Annotated in this window: 15 protein-coding genes; 8 read left to right on the forward strand and 7 right to left on the reverse strand. The window is 41.7% G+C overall.

Translation table 11 applies throughout. The features are described from left to right. Window positions 1–590: 590 nt before the first annotated feature. The 7 genes from ATC1_RS06565 to ATC1_RS06600 all read left to right on the forward strand — a co-directional run bounded on the left by ATC1_RS06565 (window position 591) and on the right by ATC1_RS06600 (window position 7,720). On the forward strand, window positions 591–1,712 hold the full coding sequence (locus ATC1_RS06565; protein ID WP_062279514.1) for a DUF3798 domain-containing protein: 1,122 nt from the start codon (window positions 591–593) through the stop codon (window positions 1,710–1,712). 206 nt (window positions 1,713–1,918) lie between these two features. Further along, window positions 1,919–3,523 carry a sugar ABC transporter ATP-binding protein gene (locus ATC1_RS06570; protein ID WP_152024248.1) on the forward strand — a complete coding sequence of 535 codons (1,605 nt, stop codon included), beginning with the start codon at window positions 1,919–1,921 and terminating at the stop codon, window positions 3,521–3,523. Continuing rightward, window positions 3,516–4,574: an ABC transporter permease subunit gene (locus tag ATC1_RS06575; protein WP_062279516.1), complete on the forward strand. Its 1,059-nt coding sequence runs from the start codon at window positions 3,516–3,518 to the stop codon at window positions 4,572–4,574. The genes ATC1_RS06570 and ATC1_RS06575 overlap by 8 nt, the downstream gene beginning before the upstream one ends. Beyond that, the gene (locus tag ATC1_RS06580; RefSeq protein WP_062279518.1) at window positions 4,567–5,898 is read left to right on the forward strand and encodes an ABC transporter permease subunit; all 1,332 of its coding nucleotides are present in this window, start codon (window positions 4,567–4,569) and stop codon (window positions 5,896–5,898) included. The genes ATC1_RS06575 and ATC1_RS06580 overlap by 8 nt, the downstream gene beginning before the upstream one ends. 301 nt (window positions 5,899–6,199) lie before the next feature. Continuing rightward, on the forward strand, window positions 6,200–6,703 hold the full coding sequence (locus tag ATC1_RS06585) for an HIT domain-containing protein (RefSeq protein WP_062279520.1): 504 nt from the start codon (window positions 6,200–6,202) through the stop codon (window positions 6,701–6,703). Between the two features lie 146 nt (window positions 6,704–6,849). Then, window positions 6,850–7,104, forward strand: a complete 255-nt coding sequence (locus ATC1_RS06590) for an SWIM zinc finger family protein (protein ID WP_062279522.1) — start codon at window positions 6,850–6,852, stop codon at window positions 7,102–7,104. Window positions 7,105–7,441: 337 nt separating this feature from the next. Next, window positions 7,442–7,720, forward strand: coding sequence for a hypothetical protein (locus ATC1_RS06600; protein ID WP_062279526.1), 279 nt, complete (start codon window positions 7,442–7,444; stop codon window positions 7,718–7,720). A gap of 130 nt (window positions 7,721–7,850) precedes the next feature. On the opposite strand, the gene ATC1_RS06605 is transcribed toward ATC1_RS06600, so the two are convergent. The 5 genes from ATC1_RS06605 to ATC1_RS06625 all read right to left on the reverse strand — a co-directional run bounded on the left by ATC1_RS06605 (window position 7,851) and on the right by ATC1_RS06625 (window position 13,174). After that, entirely contained in the window at window positions 7,851–8,300 is a 450-nt protein-coding gene (locus ATC1_RS06605) for a GAF domain-containing protein (protein ID WP_062279528.1), read from the reverse strand. Window positions 8,301–8,361: 61 nt separating this feature from the next. Beyond that, window positions 8,362–9,531, reverse strand: coding sequence for an MFS transporter (locus ATC1_RS06610; protein WP_062279530.1), 1,170 nt, complete (start codon window positions 9,529–9,531; stop codon window positions 8,362–8,364). Beyond that, a complete protein-coding gene (locus ATC1_RS06615; RefSeq protein ID WP_062279532.1) occupies window positions 9,525–11,021 on the reverse strand; it encodes a hypothetical protein in 1,497 nt (498 codons plus the stop codon). Before ATC1_RS06615 ends, ATC1_RS06610 begins: the two co-directional genes overlap by 7 nt. 179 nt (window positions 11,022–11,200) lie before the next feature. Further along, window positions 11,201–12,376: an NAD(P)-dependent malic enzyme gene (locus ATC1_RS06620; RefSeq protein ID WP_062279534.1), complete on the reverse strand. Its 1,176-nt coding sequence runs from the start codon at window positions 12,374–12,376 to the stop codon at window positions 11,201–11,203. A 75-nt stretch (window positions 12,377–12,451) separates the two neighbouring features. Beyond that, window positions 12,452–13,174 carry an HAD family hydrolase gene (locus tag ATC1_RS06625; RefSeq protein ID WP_062279536.1) on the reverse strand — a complete coding sequence of 241 codons (723 nt, stop codon included), beginning with the start codon at window positions 13,172–13,174 and terminating at the stop codon, window positions 12,452–12,454. Between the two features lie 485 nt (window positions 13,175–13,659). Between ATC1_RS06625 and ygfK the strand changes: the two genes are divergently transcribed. Next, complete coding sequence (ygfK, locus tag ATC1_RS06635; protein ID WP_062279540.1) at window positions 13,660–16,647, forward strand: putative selenate reductase subunit YgfK; 2,988 nt, start codon at window positions 13,660–13,662, stop codon at window positions 16,645–16,647. Window positions 16,648–16,816: 169 nt separating this feature from the next. Here the strand turns inward: ygfK and ATC1_RS06640 are convergent, their stop codons facing one another. Continuing rightward, window positions 16,817–17,644: a formamidopyrimidine-DNA glycosylase gene (locus ATC1_RS06640; RefSeq protein WP_062279542.1), complete on the reverse strand. Its 828-nt coding sequence runs from the start codon at window positions 17,642–17,644 to the stop codon at window positions 16,817–16,819. A 193-nt stretch (window positions 17,645–17,837) separates the two neighbouring features. Next, complete coding sequence (locus tag ATC1_RS15040) at window positions 17,838–18,701, reverse strand: EamA family transporter (RefSeq protein WP_062279544.1); 864 nt, start codon at window positions 18,699–18,701, stop codon at window positions 17,838–17,840. Between the last annotated feature and the right edge of the window lie 31 nt (window positions 18,702–18,732).

The raw sequence follows: 18,732 nt of genomic DNA on the forward strand, positions 1-18,732 counted from the left end.
TGAAGCGTTATCATCATCACAACATAAAAAATCCTGCCCATATTTCGAATTGCGGTACAAATTTGCGGTAAATTGACAATTGAAGAAGCCTGTTGAGAAAAAAGAGAAATATCATGATTGTGTCGTTCTTGCGAAATGCGCAAAACCATAAGAACAGCAATAATTACTTTCTTTATGCGAAAAGTCAATCAAAATATTGAATTGTTGATAAGTAGAGAATCATGATTTATGGTATACTGAAATTTAATCAATGAGTTTCTTTATGTAATACGAAGAAATTAATATTTCTCATTTATAAATTGGAAAGCGAAATGCTTTTATTGATCAACCTGAGCTATCACTGCATTTTCTTTTCCTTACATTCAAAGTGTTTTTTCGACATGACGATTTATTTTACTGTCCCGGAATTTACTTCACGGATTGATACTTGAATTCGGTATAATAAGATTTTATTGGTGGCAAATCGGATGATCATGAAGTGTATTATCCCTGAGATGGATTACGATCAGAACATCAGATATTTCAGGTAATTAATGGTGTATCAGACACCATGTTAACATTTCAAAAATTCTATCGGAGGAAAAGAAAAAATGAAAAAAGCAATTTTTGTTTCAATAATTGCGGTTATGCTGGTTGCAGCATTGGCAGGTTTTGCTCCGGCAAAACAAGATGACTTTGTCATCGGGATCATGACAGGAACGGTCTCTCAAGGAGAGGAAGAATTCCGCGCTGCTCAAAATGCCGCAGCGAAGTACCCCGGCAAAATCATTACCGCAACGTACCCTGACAACTTCTCCAGCGAAGTTGAAACGACTGTTGCTCGAACCCTGGAATTGGCTTCCAATGGTGCAGATTTAATCGTTTTTGTTCAATCTGTTCCGGGTACTGCAGCAGCGATCGATAAAGTTCATGAAATTTATCCGGATTTCCCGTTCATCACTGGTGTTCCGGCAGAAGCTCCGGAAGTAATTTCACCCAAAGCCGGCGTTATCCTCAGCGCTGATGAAATTGCCATGGGAACGACCATTATTGAGCAGGCAGCGAAAATGGGCGCAAAAACATTTGTTCATTATTCCTTCGCCCGCCATATGAGCTACCCAACCATTGTGGAACGCCATAAACTGATGCAGGAAAAATGCGCAGAGCTTGGAATTCAATTCGTCGATGCAACCGCCCCGGATCCTACCGGTGATGCAGGTGTGACTGGTGCACAGCAATTCATTCTTGAAGACCTTCCTCGCCAGGTGGAAAAATACGGTAAAGAGACAGCATTCTTCAATACCAACTGCGGTATGCAGCCTGCAATGATTCAAGCTGTTCTTGCAACCGGAGCCTACTATCCGCAGCAGTGCTGCCCATCCCCGTACCATGGTTATCCGGATGCATTGGGAATCGAAATTCCGGAAGACAAACAGGGTAATGTCGAATTCATCGTCGAACAAATCACCAAGAAAATTGCTGAAGCCGGTATGACGGGTCACTTTTCAACCTGGCCGGTTCCGATCAATATGGCTATGATTGGCGCTGGTGTTGAATATGGTTTCGATTATTTGAATGGCGAAATCGACTCCTTGGCTGACATGGATCATTGGAAGAAACTGCTGGATGAACAAGCCGGTGGAGAAGGCAAGATTAAGATTTCACCTTTGACCTTAGATGGCGTAACTTATGACAACTACTTCATGCTGTTGTCTGACTATATTACCTTCTAAGAAAAAGAGTAAATCCTCAATAAATTGTCTGATTTTTAAAAATGATTATATCCGTCCGTTTTCGGACGGATATAAATCTTTTTGTGGGGTAAGTATCTTAAATTTTTATAAGTTTTTTATTCATTGAAGCTTTTTTTTTGACAGTAAAAAAAAGCGCTTCAATAAATAAAAATAAAATTCTTTATCTTTTGTTTTGGAGGTATCCTTTGGAACCTGAATATATCCTGAAAATGGAAAAAATTTCCAAAGAATATTTTGGCAATCAAGTGTTGAAAAATGTTTCGCTGCTGGTTAAAAAAGGTGAAATTCACGCCCTGGTCGGTGAAAATGGGGCAGGAAAATCGACACTGATGAACATCTTATTCGGAATGCCGGTAATTCATTCAACGGGAGGATTTAATGGCTCTGTCAGTTTGGATGGAAAACCGGTTGAAATTGCTTCGCCGCTGGCAGCGATGGAAAATGGTATTGGCATGGTTCACCAGGAATTCATGCTCATTCCCAGCTTCACAATCACCGAGAATATCAAAATAGGCCGCGAAATCTGCAATCCGGGATTTGCAAGCAGATTATTGCGTACAAAATATCTCGAAAAAATCAATATGGTGAAAATGGCTCAAGATTCCAGAATCGCTCTGGATCATGTTGGCATGGGAATTGATGAATACGCACGCGTTGCCGGTCTGCCGATTGGTTATCAGCAATTTATTGAGATTGCACGGGAAATTGACAAAACCGGAATTAAAGTCCTGGTTTTTGATGAACCGACCGCAGTGTTGACTGAATCCGAAGCCAATCAGTTAATGAATGTGATGCGCAGAATTGCCTCCGAAGGAATTTCAATCATCTTCATAACGCATCGTTTGGAAGAAGTGATGGCTGTCGCAGATACGATCACTGTCCTACGCGATGGCGAACTGGTGGGAATACGCAAGAATCACGAAACATCCGTGGAAGAGTTGGCTGAGATGATGATCGGGCGGCATATTGAAAGCATGGCAGGCAAGGAAACGACCGATCGTGATATCCGTTTTGATAAACTGGCTCTTGAAACGAAAAATTTTTATGTCGACATGCCCGGAGAATATGTCAAAGGGATTAATCTCGAAGTACGGCAGGGAGAAATTTTCGGTATCGGCGGATTAGCTGGCCAAGGGAAAATTGGTATCCCCAACGGAATTATGGGATTGTTTCCTGCAGAAGGACAGGTGAAACTGTTTGGCAAAGAACTGAACCTGAACAACATGGGTGAAGCATTAAAGAATCAAGCTGCCTTTGTGTCCGAAGATCGGCGTGGCGTTGGTTTGCTGCTGGAGGATTCCATTGAGTTAAACATCGTCTTTTCTGCAATGCAGACGCAAAACCAATACCTGAAAAAAATTGGATTTCTGACACAGATCAATAAGACCGAAATTCATGATTTTGCCCAGCGAATGATCAAAACGCTGGATATCCGTTGTACGGGTTCAAAACAGCACGTTGGAAGCTTATCCGGCGGAAATCAACAAAAAGTATGTCTGGCAAAAGCGTTGGCGTTAAATCCGCGTATACTGTTTGTCTCAGAACCGACCCGTGGCATCGATATTGGTGCAAAAAAACTGGTTTTAAATGAATTGTTAAAATTGAATCGGGAAAAAGGGGTTACCATTGTGATGATTTCCAGTGAACTGGTTGAATTGCGATCAATCTGCGATCGGATTGCCATCGTTTCCGATGGCAAATTGGTCCAGATCCTTCCTCCGGATGCCAGCGATGTCGATTTTGGTCTTGCGATGTCTGGCACACACACAAAGGAGGTTGCAAATGACTGATCGACTCAAATCAGTTTACCAAAGTCTGGGTTTGCCCCGTATCATTATTATCCTGTTTTTCTTCGCTTTATTGATCAGCGCGGGTTTGCTCGGCTTGAATGTTCCATCCATGTTTGGAGATGTCCTGGTTCGGGTTGGAATGAATGGCGTCCTTGTTCTGGCGATGATTCCTTCAATTCAATGCGGTATTGGATTGAATTTTGGACTTTCCATCGGAATTATTGCCGGTCTTCTCGGCGGTGTGACAAGTATTCAATTAGGACTGACAGGGTTTACCGGATTTACTTTTGCGATAGCGCTCGGTGTTTTGCTTTCGATTCCGCTTGGAATTTTATATGGCATGTTGTTGAACCGGATTAAAGGCGCGGAGATGACCGTCTCAACCTATGTCGGTTTTTCAGTCATTGCACTGATGAACATCTTCTGGCTGTTGATCCCGTTTAATAGTCCATCCCTGATTTTCGCCATTGGTGGCGGACTACGCGTCACAGTGGATCTTTCTTCTTTTTATAAACACATATTAAATGATTTTCTCGCATTCAATATCAATACGCCATCCGGCGTCATCACTTTCCCGACTGGCTTGTATCTCTTTTTAGCGTTATGCTGTTTTCTTGTCTGGCTGTTTCTGCGATCAAAGCCTGGAATCGCGATGTCCGCTGCCGGAATTAACGGAAAATTCGCGCTGGCAGCCGGTATCAATGAGAATAAAACCAGGATTCTGGGAACCACATTATCCACAGCGCTTTCTGCAGTAGGTATTATCGTTTATGCGCAAAGTTATGGCTTCTACCAGCTTTATAACGCACCTTTGATGATGAGTTTTGCGGCAGCCGCCGGTGTCTTGATCGGAGGGGCAAGTGTCACACGCTCGAAGATTTTTCATGTTCTGATCGGAACGTTTCTGTTCCAGGGTTTATTAGTACTGGGTTTGCCTGTTGCGAACCAGTTGATGCCTGAAGGAAATCTGTCGGAAGTGATTCGAATTATTGTATCGAATGGCATCATTCTTTATGCCCTCACAAAATCACAAGGGGGAAAAAATGAATAACACAACAGGAAAACGCATTATTAATTTTATTTTTGATTATAAAGTTCCGATTTTGTTCCTGGCACTCAGCGTTGCTGGCGTCTTAGTATCGAAACAATCGTTAAACTTTTTGTTTTTAGAATTGCTTGCCCGATTTGGCCGCGATACGTTTCTTGTAATTGCGCTGATTATCCCGGTAATTACCGGAATGGGTTTAAACTTCAGTATTGTTGTCGGGGCGATGGCTGCCCAAGTCGCTGTTTTCTTCGTAACAAACTGGCTTCAGACGGGGATTCCAACCTGTCCAGCTCCTCTGGCTTTTCTGTTGTGCGTGCTTTTATGCACTCCGCTTGCGATTCTATTTGGCTGGCTGGCAGGAAAACTGTTCAACAAGATCAAAGGCGCTGAGATGATCGGCGGTTTAATCCTCGGATATTTTTCGGATGGTTTGTATCAGTTTTTCTTCCTGTTTGTATTAGGCGGCATTATTCCGATTGCCAATAAAACGCTGATGCTGGCGACTGGAATCGGTGTTAAGAACTCTGTCGATCTGGCGACAAACAAAAAGTTTACCGGTTTGAAATATTCTGTTGATAATATTCTCAAACTTCCTCTGGTGGATTGTCTGAAATATTTATTCGTAGCCGTTGTGTTGTATGGCATCGTGATGGCAATTCTGCAGAAAGTAAAAGGCAAGAAACTTATTACGTCAAAGTATTGGGTGCTTTTGGCAGTCAGTACCATTTTCTTCGGCTTGTCATTTCTGCCATCTTTTATTAAATTCGCGGAAATCCTGCGAATCCCGGTCGTGACGTATCTCCTGATTGGCGGATTATGCCTTTTCATTGAGTGGCTTTTAAAAACACGATTAGGACAGAACATGCGCGCTGTCGGACAGAATCGTGTCGTTGCGAATTCTGCCGGTATCGATGTTGACCGGACACGTGTGATCGCGATCATCATTTCCACGGTTCTTGCCTCCTATGGGCAATTGTTATACATCCAGAATCTGGGCGTTTTCACTACGTACGGCGCTCATACCAACGTCGCACTGTATTCCATCGCGGCGCTTCTGGTAGGCGGAGCTTCGGTTTACAAAGCTACTGTCAAACAAGCCATTGTCGGTGTTCTGTTATTCCATACCTTGTTTATTGTGTCCCCATTGGCAGGTCAGACCTTGATGAATGATGCGATGATCGGTGAATATTTCCGCGTCTTCATCTGCTATGGTGTGATCGCCATGTCCCTGGTCATGCATGCCTGGAAGAAGAAAAAAGAAAAGAAAACCTTGGATGCTGGCGGAGACACCCCCGCTGCATCTGCAGATTTGTTGGAAAGTAAATAACGATTGAGTTCCCTCTCTGAGGGAACTTTTTTTACTCCTCAATCGAAAAAACAATTTATTGATCTTATAGTTTGCGCTTAGTGCAAATTATAAGATCAATAATGAATTCTTTTCATATTTCGAAATACAGTTCTTTTGGTTCTTTTCAAACCACAAAAAAAGGGTATGATAAGAACAAATTCTTTCATTGATCATTGACCTTATTCCGAAAATCTGATTAATCCTGTGAGACATTCGCAGCCGTTGGATCAGATTTCAGGATCGATGGAATCTTGATCAATGAACAATAACAGGTGAAAATATGGAAACGATGTGGGCACCCTGGAGAGGCGATTATATAACCGGCACCGTGGATCATGAAAAGACGAAATCTGAGGAATGCGTTTTCTGCGAAGCGCAAAAGGTCCAGGCAGATCGGGATCGCTATATCATTCATCGCGGGAAAAATGCCTTTGTGATACTAAATCTTTATCCGTATAATAACGGACATATGATGATTATCCCTAATTGCCACATCTGCAGACCGGAAATGATGGATGCTGAAACGCGCTGCGAGGTGATGGATCTGATCATCAAAGCAGAGGTCGTTCTCAACAAGGTATATAAACCGCACGGGATCAATATAGGCGCTAACATCGGCGCCGCTGCCGGCGCAGGCATTGCACAGCATATGCATTTTCATATTCTGCCCAGATGGAATGCGGATGTGAATTTCATGACGGCCGTGGCGAATACGCGCGTAATTCCCGAGTCTTTGGAAATATCCTGGACTAAAATTCGGGATGCATGGAATGAGATTCCTTGATCTTACGTGAACTAAGCAGATAAGATTTTCAGGTCGGCTGTAATCTAAAAATCGAGACAAATAACAATTGACGAAAAACCTGGCAGTGCTTATAGTTATTTTACACGTCAAAAAATCAGAAAAAATCTGAAGGGAGTGTCAACGAAATGGATTATTCAATGATCAGTAAAATGGAAAAAGCCAAAAAATATGCCAAGGAAAGGGAGCGTTTTATTTTCAAATCCTTTCAAGTTTCAGTGGAGGGATCCAACGGTCCGCATCTTGTCACATATGATGGCGGGAAGTGGAGTTGTGATTGCAGCTTTTTCCAAACAAGAGGCCGCTGCAGCCATACCATGTCGTTAGAAATTATTCTGGAAGGCATGGTTGACATCGCCTACGAGGATCAACAAAAAGAATAAATACATTGAACAGCTTGAATTCCTCAAGCTGTCTTTATCAATCAATTCATGAATTGCTATCACTTCATGCGTGTTTTGCGTGAGTGCTTTTGGATTCCGTTTTGACGGAAAACAAACAGGCTTTTTTTTTCTTTTTACCCGGTCATCCGATATTTAAAAAAAGCCTTTTCCAGATTTTGAAATATACTTATAAACCACATTTGTTTGCAGATTTATCAGAATTCCTCTGAATTTATTCCATAAAAAAGGATATTCTGATTTAAAATTAATCCATCCTTTTGTATAATAAAAAATACAAATCAGAAAAAGCTGCAAGAGAAAATAAGGAGATGAGACAATGAGAACGATCATGTATGGCAGCAAGATATGTCCTGACAGCCGAAATATGCTGGAACTTTTCGAGAAAAATGATATTATGGTAGATTTCCGCGATATTACTGCAGATATTGCCCATCTGAAAGCTTTTATCAATTTGCGGGAAGGAAATCCTGTTTTTGATAAAGCCCGTTTGACCAATAAAATAGGAATTCCGTTTTTTATTCTTCCTGATGGCACGCAGACCATTGATGAAGCACAGGCGTTGTTTGAGCTCATGAAGGGAGGAAATGAAAAGTAAACGTTCAGATCAGCCATGAGATTCAATCATTGATAGCCTATTTATCAGGGTACATGTCGTTTCTATTTTGCAGAAAACCTGATTTGTAGGCTTTTTAGTTGTCCGAAACAGTTATTTGTCCTTGAATATATTAAAAAATATTGGCAGTAATGATTTTCCCAATTTCTTCTAATGTGCGCTCATCTTCTGCTGAAAACCGATTAAATTGTGTACTATCAAGATCCAGAACACCAATGATTCGATGGCTTTTGTTATACAGAGGGATCACCAGTTCCGAATTGGATGCATTGTCACAGGCGATATGGCCTTCAAACTGATGGACATCCGGCACATTGATCGTTTGTTGTCGCAAAAACGCATTACCGCAAACGCCTGATCCAATCTGGATATGGCTGCATGCTGGTCTCCCCTGAAAAGGTCCAAGTACCAACTCCTGATTTTTGAATAAGTAGAATCCAACCCAATTTAAATCCTGGAAATTTTCCATGATAAATGCGGAAGCATTGGCCAGCGCTGCGGTTTGATCGGTTTCACCTTCAAGAAGGCTGGATATCTGCAGTAATAAAGTCTGAGTGTTCATGAATCGGTTTTCTCCTGAGATCATTGGTAAATCGACAGATCATTCTCTTTGTTTGAACCCGTTAAATTTTTTTCATTCGTAATAGAAAGAAAAGTGAAAGCAATAAAAAACCGGATAAAAAGATCGTATATGCGCCAATTCCGGCTCGATCAAACGCAGTGCCAGCAATCAGCGGGATCACCATGGCTCCACTGCCCAGCATCCCCAATAAAAATCCGGTTGACAATCCAGTCAGCGGTAACTTGTTTTCGACAAAGACTAAGATTGTCGCATAAACGGGCGCTGTCCCGAAACCGATCAGAAATGCTGTAATCAGGAATATCATCAGATTCGGGATTATCGGAATGCACAAGCTGCTGATGAATGTTAACATGACAGCCCCGATAAGGATCTTTTCTGCTTTGATTTTTCGAATGAGGTAAATATTGATCAATCTTCCAAAGAATGATCCGGCGCCAAATGCCGTTGATATACTCGCTGCAGTAGCTTCATCCGATATTCCGGATCGAAAAACCAGGGAAGGTCCCCAATTTGAAAATCCGCATTCACTGCCGACTTCAAAAAACAGAAAAATCGCTGCTGATAATAAAATCGGATTGAAGATTGTTCTTTTCAAAGATGGATTGACATCCGGTACCGATTCGACGGACATCCTATTGTTTTTTGTCGGATTTTTCAATCGGACGATCATCAATCCAAAAGGTATTGATATCAATCCAAAAATCAGAACAATTTCGGAAAAACGGTCGTATTTCCGGATCGAATATCCAACCAGTATTGGTGCAATCATTAATCCGAGACTGCAGCAGGCAAACATTAGATTCATTGCCTGACCGGCACGATCTTTCAGAGTCCATAGAATTCCGGTATTGCATCCAATGTCCATAATCGCGCTGAGAAATCCGGATAAAATCAGAGCAATTACTAAAAACGGAAAAAACTCGACTCTTGGAAACAAAAACGCAAAAAATACCAGCAAAAGGCAATTGAGCGCCAAAATTTTATTGCCTGCGAATCTGTCAAAAAGCTTTCCCAGAAATAGTGTAGTGATCACGTAAATCAGATAGCGGATTGATAATGCTGCAGCGATCATCGAAAGGGATGCGCCGGTTTGATCTGCAAGGCGATTAACAACGGGAGGAATACATCCATATACTAATGCACCGGAAAATTGCAAAGCACAATAAGAAATGGTTGCGATAAATTCATTTCGATTGACAGATTTCAGCATTTCTCCCCTTTGCACTCAGAGGTCACTTTCCACCCATCGCAGAAAAAAATAATCAGACATCCTGCCATAATGATGAACAGCGGAATCAGACTCATCCAGGAGTCCAGGTTGAACCATAGCTTGCCGAGATTTGGATTGAATTTCCCGGACAGGAGTTGTTGAAGGCAATAGCTATAAATATTGGAATATGCAAAAAAACCGGAGGATGCAATATTTGCGACCATGTCATCCGGAACCAGCATATTGCTCGCTGCTGCAACCAGCATCTGCCCGCATGAGATCATGCATAGGATAATCCAGGGGACTTTAAACCGTTCAGGCACAAAGATCATCAACAGGCTGAAGAACGGCAGGACCGGGATCAGGTGTCGAGGCCCGAGTGAGTATCCGCCCCACCACATATAATAACCTGACAGGATGACAAGGTAAAAAATGATCATTGAGACTGCCAGAGTGGCTTCAAAACGGTATTGTCTTGTGCGAAAAAAATGCCGGATACCACTGAATGCGGCAAACAAAACGGGGGATTGCCAGAAAATACCCATCAGCGGGTGAAAAGTTGTATAGAAAAGAACCTGAAAATCAGGCCAGCCAATCCCTGCCAGACCCTGGCTCATGGAAGTCTGAAAAAATTCATTTTCCAAATGAGCGTACCCCATTGAAAAAAAACTTCCAAAACAATACCGGTTATAAGAAAGTTGCAGCAAAAGCGGAATCAAAAATCCTATCATCGGGAAGACGATGGGTTCCCAATGGCTGAATCGCTCTTGCTGCCTGATCACGATAATGGTATACAGGCACAAAAAAGCGATGATGATTGCAGTTGGGTATTCGCTGATCAAAGCCCATCCAGAAAGTAACCCGATCAGGAAGAAATATCCTTTTTCTTTTTTTTGAGGTTTTTCTTTTAGGAAAAAAATCAAATAGAAAGATGTGAACAGAAGGGCTGCTGAAAACGAATGGCTGAATAAAACGATCGAATATGGAAAAATCATGGTTCCGAGTTCGATGGAAACTGCCGTTAGAAATGACCGGAAACGGTTCTTCGACACGTACAGACAGAAAAGATATATTAAACTTCCTGTAAAAGCCGATGGCAGACCAACAAGAAGTATTGTTAAAATCGCCTTGGCGGTAAATGGATCGGGAAAACCGAATAATTGGCGCATCCAGAATAACGGATAATAAAGAATAATTCCCAGGATTGCCGGCCCGATAGCTTTATCCGAATAATAATGGCCGTTGTAATAGGACCTGTCTTCCGTATAGGTGTCAGGTTCGTTGCAATAGTTGTCGATATAGAAGTGACCCTGTTCAACGACTGAAAAGATCAACCCGAAACGGGAATTCGCATTCCAGTAACCATCCTGAAGAAAATATGAAAACACAGACAGAAATAACAAGAATAATATCGCGGCATCCCGCAGAGAATTCTTTGGATGGCAGATTAATGGTTCAGCATGGTTGGAATTGCAAGGTGAAAAAATCATGGATTTATTTTGCCACAACAATCTTATGGAAGAAGTGAATGATAAGGGAACACAAAGCCTGTGACTGTAAATCACATAATTATAGACACCGCTTTTGTATTATTAATCTATCAGGCTGAGTAAGCTTTTTATTGAGATTGCTTACTCAGCCTGATGGAAATGATTCCGAATGGATAACCTCAGATTCTGGCGACACCGGTTCTTCTGGCAGCTTCGGCTACTGCAGCTGCTACGGCTTTACCGACTCGTGGATCAAACGCACGCGGAATGATATATTCGGGTGACAGTTCCTCTTCGCTGATCAAGTCTGCCAGCGCGTGTGCAGCAGCAAATTTCATTTCTTCATTGATATCCGATGCGCGCACATCAAAAGTCCCGCGGAAAATTCCCGGGAATGCCAGAACGTTATTGATCTGATTGGGATAATCGGAGCGGCCTGTTGCTACGATTTTTGCACCGCCAGCTTTTGCATCATCCGGGAAGATTTCCGGTGTCGGATTGGCGCAGGCAAAAATGATTGCGTCTTTTGCCATGGTTCTGACCATCTCTGTGGATACAACGCCGGGAGCTGATACACCAATAAAGATATCCGCACCGACCAGCGCATCCGCCAGACTTCCGGTTTTTTTGCCGCGATTGGTCTCCAGTGCCATTTCTTCTTTGATCGGATTCATGCCATCTTTCCTGCCCTCATAGATGATACCTTTCCGATCACATAAAACCAGGTTGTGAAAACCATATTCCAACAGCAACCGACTTATGGAAATCGCTGCTGCGCCTGCGCCGCTGACGACGATGTTGACGTCTTCTTTCTTTTTCCCGACGACTTTGAGCGCATTGATCAAACCCGCCAGTGTGATGACAGCGGTTCCATGCTGGTCATCATGAAAAATGGGAATGTCACATTTTTCTTTCAGTTTCTTTTCGATTTCAAAACAACGCGGAGCTGAAATGTCTTCCAGATTGACTCCTCCGAAACTGCCGGAAATCAGATAAATCGTATTGACGATCTCATCTACATCTTTGCTTTTAATGCAGAGCGGAAATGCGTCGACATCACCGAACGATTTAAATAAAACACATTTGCCTTCCATAACCGGCATACCGGCTTCCGGGCCTATATCCCCCAAACCCAGAACTGCTGTGCCATCTGTGACGACCAGACATAAATTATGACGGCGGGTTAAGTCATAACTTAGATTGACATCCTTCTGAATTTCAAGGCACGGCTGAGCGACGCCCGGCGTATATGCCAAAGACAGATCCTCTTTGGTTTTAACAGGGACTTTCGATACAACTTCAATCTTGCCCTTCCATTCCTTGTGCAGTCTTAAAGATTCTTTTGCGTAATCCATATGCTTCTTCTTTCTGTTGGCTAAGTGGGAACGCTTTTGTCAGGTTCTCATTTTTGTAAATATTTTGTAGTTATTTTAAATGACAGGTTCTGCTTTTGGAAGTGTCAAAAAATATTGATACAAGTCATCAAAACTTCCCTGAGGAACTCTCGATATATCTTTCATAGAGGGATTGATGACAAAGTCTGACAATAAATAGGTCTGCATACCGATTTCTGCTGCACACATATCTTCGTCAACATCATTGCCAACCATCAGACAATCTGAAGCGTCTCTTCCTAATTGGCTGAGAATCATCCGATAATAGTATAAATTCGGTTTGCAAAAATTTGAGTTTTCATAGGTTGTAATGAGCGTAAAGTCATCCGCATTCAGTTCAGCCCAATTGATTCTTTGTTTTGTCGCAATGGATGGAAAAACTGGATTTGTTGCTGCTACGATGGAATATCCCTTTTTTTTCAGAATTTGAATACATTTTTGTGCAAATGGATTCGGTTTTGCTGCTTTGCGGATCTCATTAAATTCGTTTTGATAGAAAGCGTTGAATTCTGATTCATAATCACGAATTTTGTTATCTAATAAAGTGCTGAACACTTGCCAGAAGCGTTCTTCATTTTTCATTTGCCCGTCATTTGAAATCATAGCGTCCGTTCCGGCAAGCAGCGCTTTGGTAAAACGATCAGGTTCATAACCCAATTGTGCAAATTTTTTTGCGATCTTCGACATGTATTCATGGAAAAAGACCTTATTTTCAATCGGGAGCAATGTCCCGTCCAGGTCGAATAGTACCGTATTCATCCATACTCCTCATTCTGTAATTTATTCAGGCTTAATTCTAAACCAGTAATTCGGTTTATAGACTTGCTATTCGAATCAATCGGGAAAAAGTTGATGTTGAAATGATTTTGCGCTTTGCGCAAAATCAAAAGGACAATAAATAAATTCTTTTCATATTTTTCAGTGTTGAGCTTTCTATATATCAAATTATAAATTTCATATCGATATTTCGATTTACTGTTGGTTGAGGATCAGGATTTTGGGAATTATAAGCAGGTGTTTTAATTGTAAGACAATAGCCAAAAACATTGCATTTTCGATCTTGTAATGATAAACTGAGTTTGATAATCTTTCATAAATTCAATTCTTGATGTTGTCCGGAAAAATGTGAAATACCTTTTTAATATCGCATACACAAATCATTTCGTAAGTTCCAAATCGCAGGTGAGAGCATTTGCTCCAACCCTGTTCTGAATTCTTGAAAAAGAAAAAAAGGAGAAGATACAATGAGTGATCGAATGACTTGCATACCCTTTCCACAGTTACTTAACTGGGTATTGGATGAATTTCGAACAAAGGAAACTGTTTTTGGTGTTCATACTCCGTATACGACAGGCAGCGAAACTCCCTTGGAAATTTTCGGCAGAAAATTGGAAACACCCATTGGACCTGCTGCCGGTCCTCATACACAATTAGCGCAAAATATCATTGCATCCTATTTTGCCGGTGGTCGTTTCTTTGAGGTTAAAACAGTACAAAAATTAGACGGCGATGATTTACCGGTGTCGAAACCTTGTATTAAAGCCGATGACGAAGGCTATAATGTCGAATGGTCTACAGAATTATATGTTCCTCAGGCTCAAGATGAATATATAAAAGCGTGGGTGATACTTCACCTAATCGCGAAGGAATTCCAGCTTGGGGCTCAGGACGGTTTTCAATTTAATATGAGTGTCGGATATGATTTGGCAGGTATAAAAACCGAAAAAATCAATACGTTCATCGACTCCATGATGGAAGCCAAGGACACTGACAGTTTTAAAAACGCAATTGCGTATGCAAAAAACAATCTGGAAAAATTCTCACGGGTAACCGAAAAAGATATCGATGCTATTCCTTCAGCGATCTGTAATTCTGCAACTATTTCCACACTGCATGGCTGCCCTCCGCAGGAGATTGAAAGCATTGCGAATTATTTAATTCTTGAAAAACATTTAAACACTTTTGTGAAATGCAATCCGACATTACTGGGATATGAATTTGCCAGGAATACATTGGATTCAATGGGATACGATTATCTGGTATTCGGTGAATTCCATTTTAACGATGATCTACAATACAAAGATGCCATCCCGATGTTTAAGCGGCTGATGGCTTTGGCAGACAGCCAAGGACTATCATTCGGTGTTAAGATCACGAATACATTCCCTGTAGAAATTAAGCAAAATGAACTTCCGGGTAATGAAATGTATATGTCCGGGAAAGCCCTATTCCCGCTTTCAATTTCTTTGGCAGCGAAACTCTCTCAGGATTTGGATGGCAAACTTCGGATATCTTATTCCGGTGGTGCCGACTTTTTCAATCTTGCGAAAATCGTCAAAGCGGGTGTATGGCCGGTTACGATGGCTACAACTTTGCTCAAGCCAGGTGGATATCAGCGATTAAAACAATTGGCTGAACTTCTGAGAGATCAGGGATATCAGCCGTTTCAGGGAATTGATGTCGAGGCGATCACGAAGATTGCAAAAGCGTCTGTTTCGGATCCGCATTACACAAAATCTATTAAGATCCCTCCTGTCAGAAAAACAAAGACGCAAGTTCCATTGGTTGACTGTTTTTTCGCTCCCTGTGAACAGGGATGTCCAATTCATCAGGATGTTGCCACTTATATGAAGCTGGCCAGTGAAAAGGACTATACTGGTGCGTTGAAAGTTATCCTGGACAAAAATCCGCTGCCTTTTATTACGGGCACTGTATGTGCTCATAACTGTATGACTATGTGTACGCGAAATTTCTATGAATCTCCGGTACATATTCGAAACGTCAAGCTGGAATGTGCACAAAAAGCTTATCAACAAGTTTTAGAAGCATTGACTCCAGTTGGGAAAATCAACAAAAAAGCTGCCATTGTCGGCGGTGGTCCTGCCGGTATAGCTGCAGCTTTCTATCTCGCAAGGGCAGGCGTCAACGTTACAATATTTGAAAAGCGAAAAACACTGGGCGGAATAGTGACTTGGACAGTACCCGATTTCCGTATTGACTATCATGTGGTTGAAAAAGATGTAGCGTTCATTGAAAAACTGGGTGTAAAAATTCAAACCGATACAGAAATCCGGTCGATTGATGATTTGAAAAAACAGGGATTTGACGCGGTTATCATCGCTGTCGGGGCTTACAAACCGGGATTATTGAAAATTGAAGGCTGCGAACCGCTGAATGCATTGACTTTTATGGAAGAATTTAATCAAACACAGGGAAAAATTTCTTTGGGTAAAAATGTCGTCGTGATTGGTGGTGGTAATACGGCAATGGATACCGCACGGGCTGCAAAGAGAACGCATGGAGTCGAAAATGTGTATCTGGTCTATCGGAGAACCAAACGCTACATGCCCGCGGATGAAGAGGAATTGTTGATGGCGGTTGAAGATGGTGTCCAATTTAAGGAATTGCTGGCGCCTTCAAAATGGGAACAAGGAGCATTAATTTGCCGTAAAATGACCTTAGGCGAGCTGGATGCCTCAGGGCGCAGGAGCGTTATAGAAACTACTGAGACGGTTACTATTCCTGCAGATTCTGTCATTGCGGCTATTGGAGAGCAAGTTCCGACAGAATTTTACACGATGAATGGTATTGCTGTCGATCAAAAAGGGAAGCCGTTGGTAAATTCCGATACACTGGAAACGAATTTGTCCGATGTTTATGTTGTGGGAGATGGACTGTATGGGCCTGCAACGATTGTGGAAGGCATTCGGGATAGTATGAAGGCGGCCGAAGCGATCATCGGATACAAGGCGTCTTCAAATTGTGCACAGAAAAATACAAAAGCATTGGTTTTCCAGAAAAAAGGCGTCATTACAGAATCAAAACCTGATCATCCGGAAAGTGATCGTTGTCTGTCCTGTTCTACCGTTTGTGAACGTTGTGTGGATGTTTGTCCGAATCGGGCGAACATTTCTGTTGTTGTTCCGGGAATGGAAATGGCTCAAATTGTTCATATCGATTCAATGTGCAACGAGTGCGGCAATTGCGGAACTTTTTGTCCATATGACAGCGCTCCCTATAAAGACAAGTTCACGCTTTTTGCGAATGACGCGGATATGAAGAACAGCACCAATGAAGGTTTTATCGTGCTGGATCCTGCCGGAACCCGGTTCAAATTGCGTCTGGATGGAACTGAGCGTGATATGGTTGCAGGTGATCCTTCAGTACCTTCTGCGATTATGGCGATAATGTCAGCAGTGTGTCAGGATTATCCCTATTTGATCTTTAAATAATCATCCATTTCGGATTTCGAGAAAACAACGAATAGTCCGCCGTTTTTTTTATGCGGCGGACTATTCGTTTGTAACATGTGGACTTCTATGAAATATAGGGAACAGCCTCGATTTTATTTTTTCAAATTTTCCAACAGTCTTGTGAGAGTGCTGATATGTTTTTAAATGTTCAGACTTCCGGTTGGCAGGTTGGACAAAAATAAACCGATCCGCCTAAATATGCTTGCTTAATAATCTGATTGCCGCAATTTGGACACGGATTCTGAAAGGTCAAGCTGGACAAGCGTGTCTGATATCTGCCTGATTGCCCAAACAAATCCTTCTCAGTGTTTCTTCCACCCAGCTCAGTCATTTCTCTTAGCGTGGTTTTTAATGAGGTGTATAGACGTTCGATGTCAGCAGCAGACAGGTTTTCTATTTTTGTTCGCGGATTGACTTGCGCATTGAAGAGAATATCCTGAAGACAACCATTACCAAGTCCCGGAATCCGTTGTTCTGTTGCCAGAAACGCTTTGGCGCTTAATGTTTGTTTTGTGTTGTGAAGAATTTTCTGAAAATATATAAAATTAAAAGCATCCGAGAGCGGTGAAGGTTTTTCCATCGCCGTAATGTAATAAGGACTCTCGTTTTCTCCATCTTGAAAGAGCCATAATCCGCCGTACATCTGAACGGTACAGACAATGCTCGAATGATCCTCTAATTGGATATGCAATTGGTGCTTTTGCGGAACTGGATTCCCTTCTGCAAGGTAACGTATATTCACGCCGTCATTGAAAAGCAAACGTAAATTATCACAGGAAATCTGAACAAATCCGGCAATCGCTTCCGCTTTTAAAAATTTTTTATGGAAAAGCCGATCCGGGTATCTGGCTGGATCGTCAAAGAAAAAAGCAAATTTGTGCGGAGATGTATTGACAATCACGTTGGTGATTGTCTTTTGAAGGACAGTTGCTTCAATTTGTTTCGATAGGGTTACTGCTTCCGGAATTTCAATCATGTCTGCCTCTATTTTTGCAGTAATTCGAAAATTAAAAAAATTCATTGTTGTTCTTATGATTCTGAGAGAAGCGCAAAATCATAAGAAAGAAAAATTTTCTTGATTATTTCGAAAAGTCAATCATATTTCGAATTGCCTTATTTCTTTCTATCTTTTATCGATACGCTTTTTTGTGCAGTGGGATTCTCAAAAATTAAATCGTTAATAAAAGAGAAAGCGTTCCTGCAACGATCAAAAATAAACCAATGGTGCTTTTTCGATTTAATTTTTCTTTCAGGAAGATATACGCAAAAATTACTGTTAAAAGAATACTCAGCTTGTCAATGGGCACAACGATACTTGCCTGTCCATCTTTAAGTGCACGATAATAACATAGCCAGGATGCTCCGGTCGCAATACCGGAAAGACAAAGAAAGATCCATCCTCTTTTTTCAATGGTTTTAATGGTATGCTGCTTTCCTGTGATGAAAACGATTAACCAGGCCATAATCACAACGACAATGGTTCGCAAAGCTGTTCCTAAATTGGATTCAACTCCCTGGATACCAATTTTCCCTAAGATGGAGGTCAAACTGGCAAACACCGCTGAGAGTGCTGCATAAATCAGCCATCGTTTATCTGTGGCTTTTACTTCGCTTTGTTTTTTGGTAATCATCAAGTAGGTTCCAATTCCAATGACGATCATTCCGATCAATTTAATAAGCGTGATTTTTTCTCCCAGGATAACAAATGCCAGGAGCATTGTCAGAATGATACTGGACTTATCAACGGGTGTGACTTTATTGACATCTCCGAGCTGCAGAGCGCGAAAATAGCATAGCCAGGAAGCCCCGGTTGCCAATCCGGACAAACCCAGGAAAAGATAGGTTTTTCCATTAATGTCTTGTATTGTGGTGTGTGAACCGACCAGGAAAACCATCAGCCATGAAAAAAGTAAAACGACAACGGTGCGAATGGCTGTTGCGACATTTGAATCCGTGTTTCTGATTCCAATTTTTGCAAGAATTGCAGTAATCCCTGCAAACAGGGCTGATCCAAAAGCAAATAAAATCCACATAATTCGTATTCCAATACTCTGATATTTAGAT

The sequence above is a fragment of the Flexilinea flocculi genome, assembly GCF_001192795.1.
Taxonomy (GTDB): Bacteria; Chloroflexota; Anaerolineae; order Anaerolineales; family Anaerolineaceae; genus Flexilinea; species Flexilinea flocculi.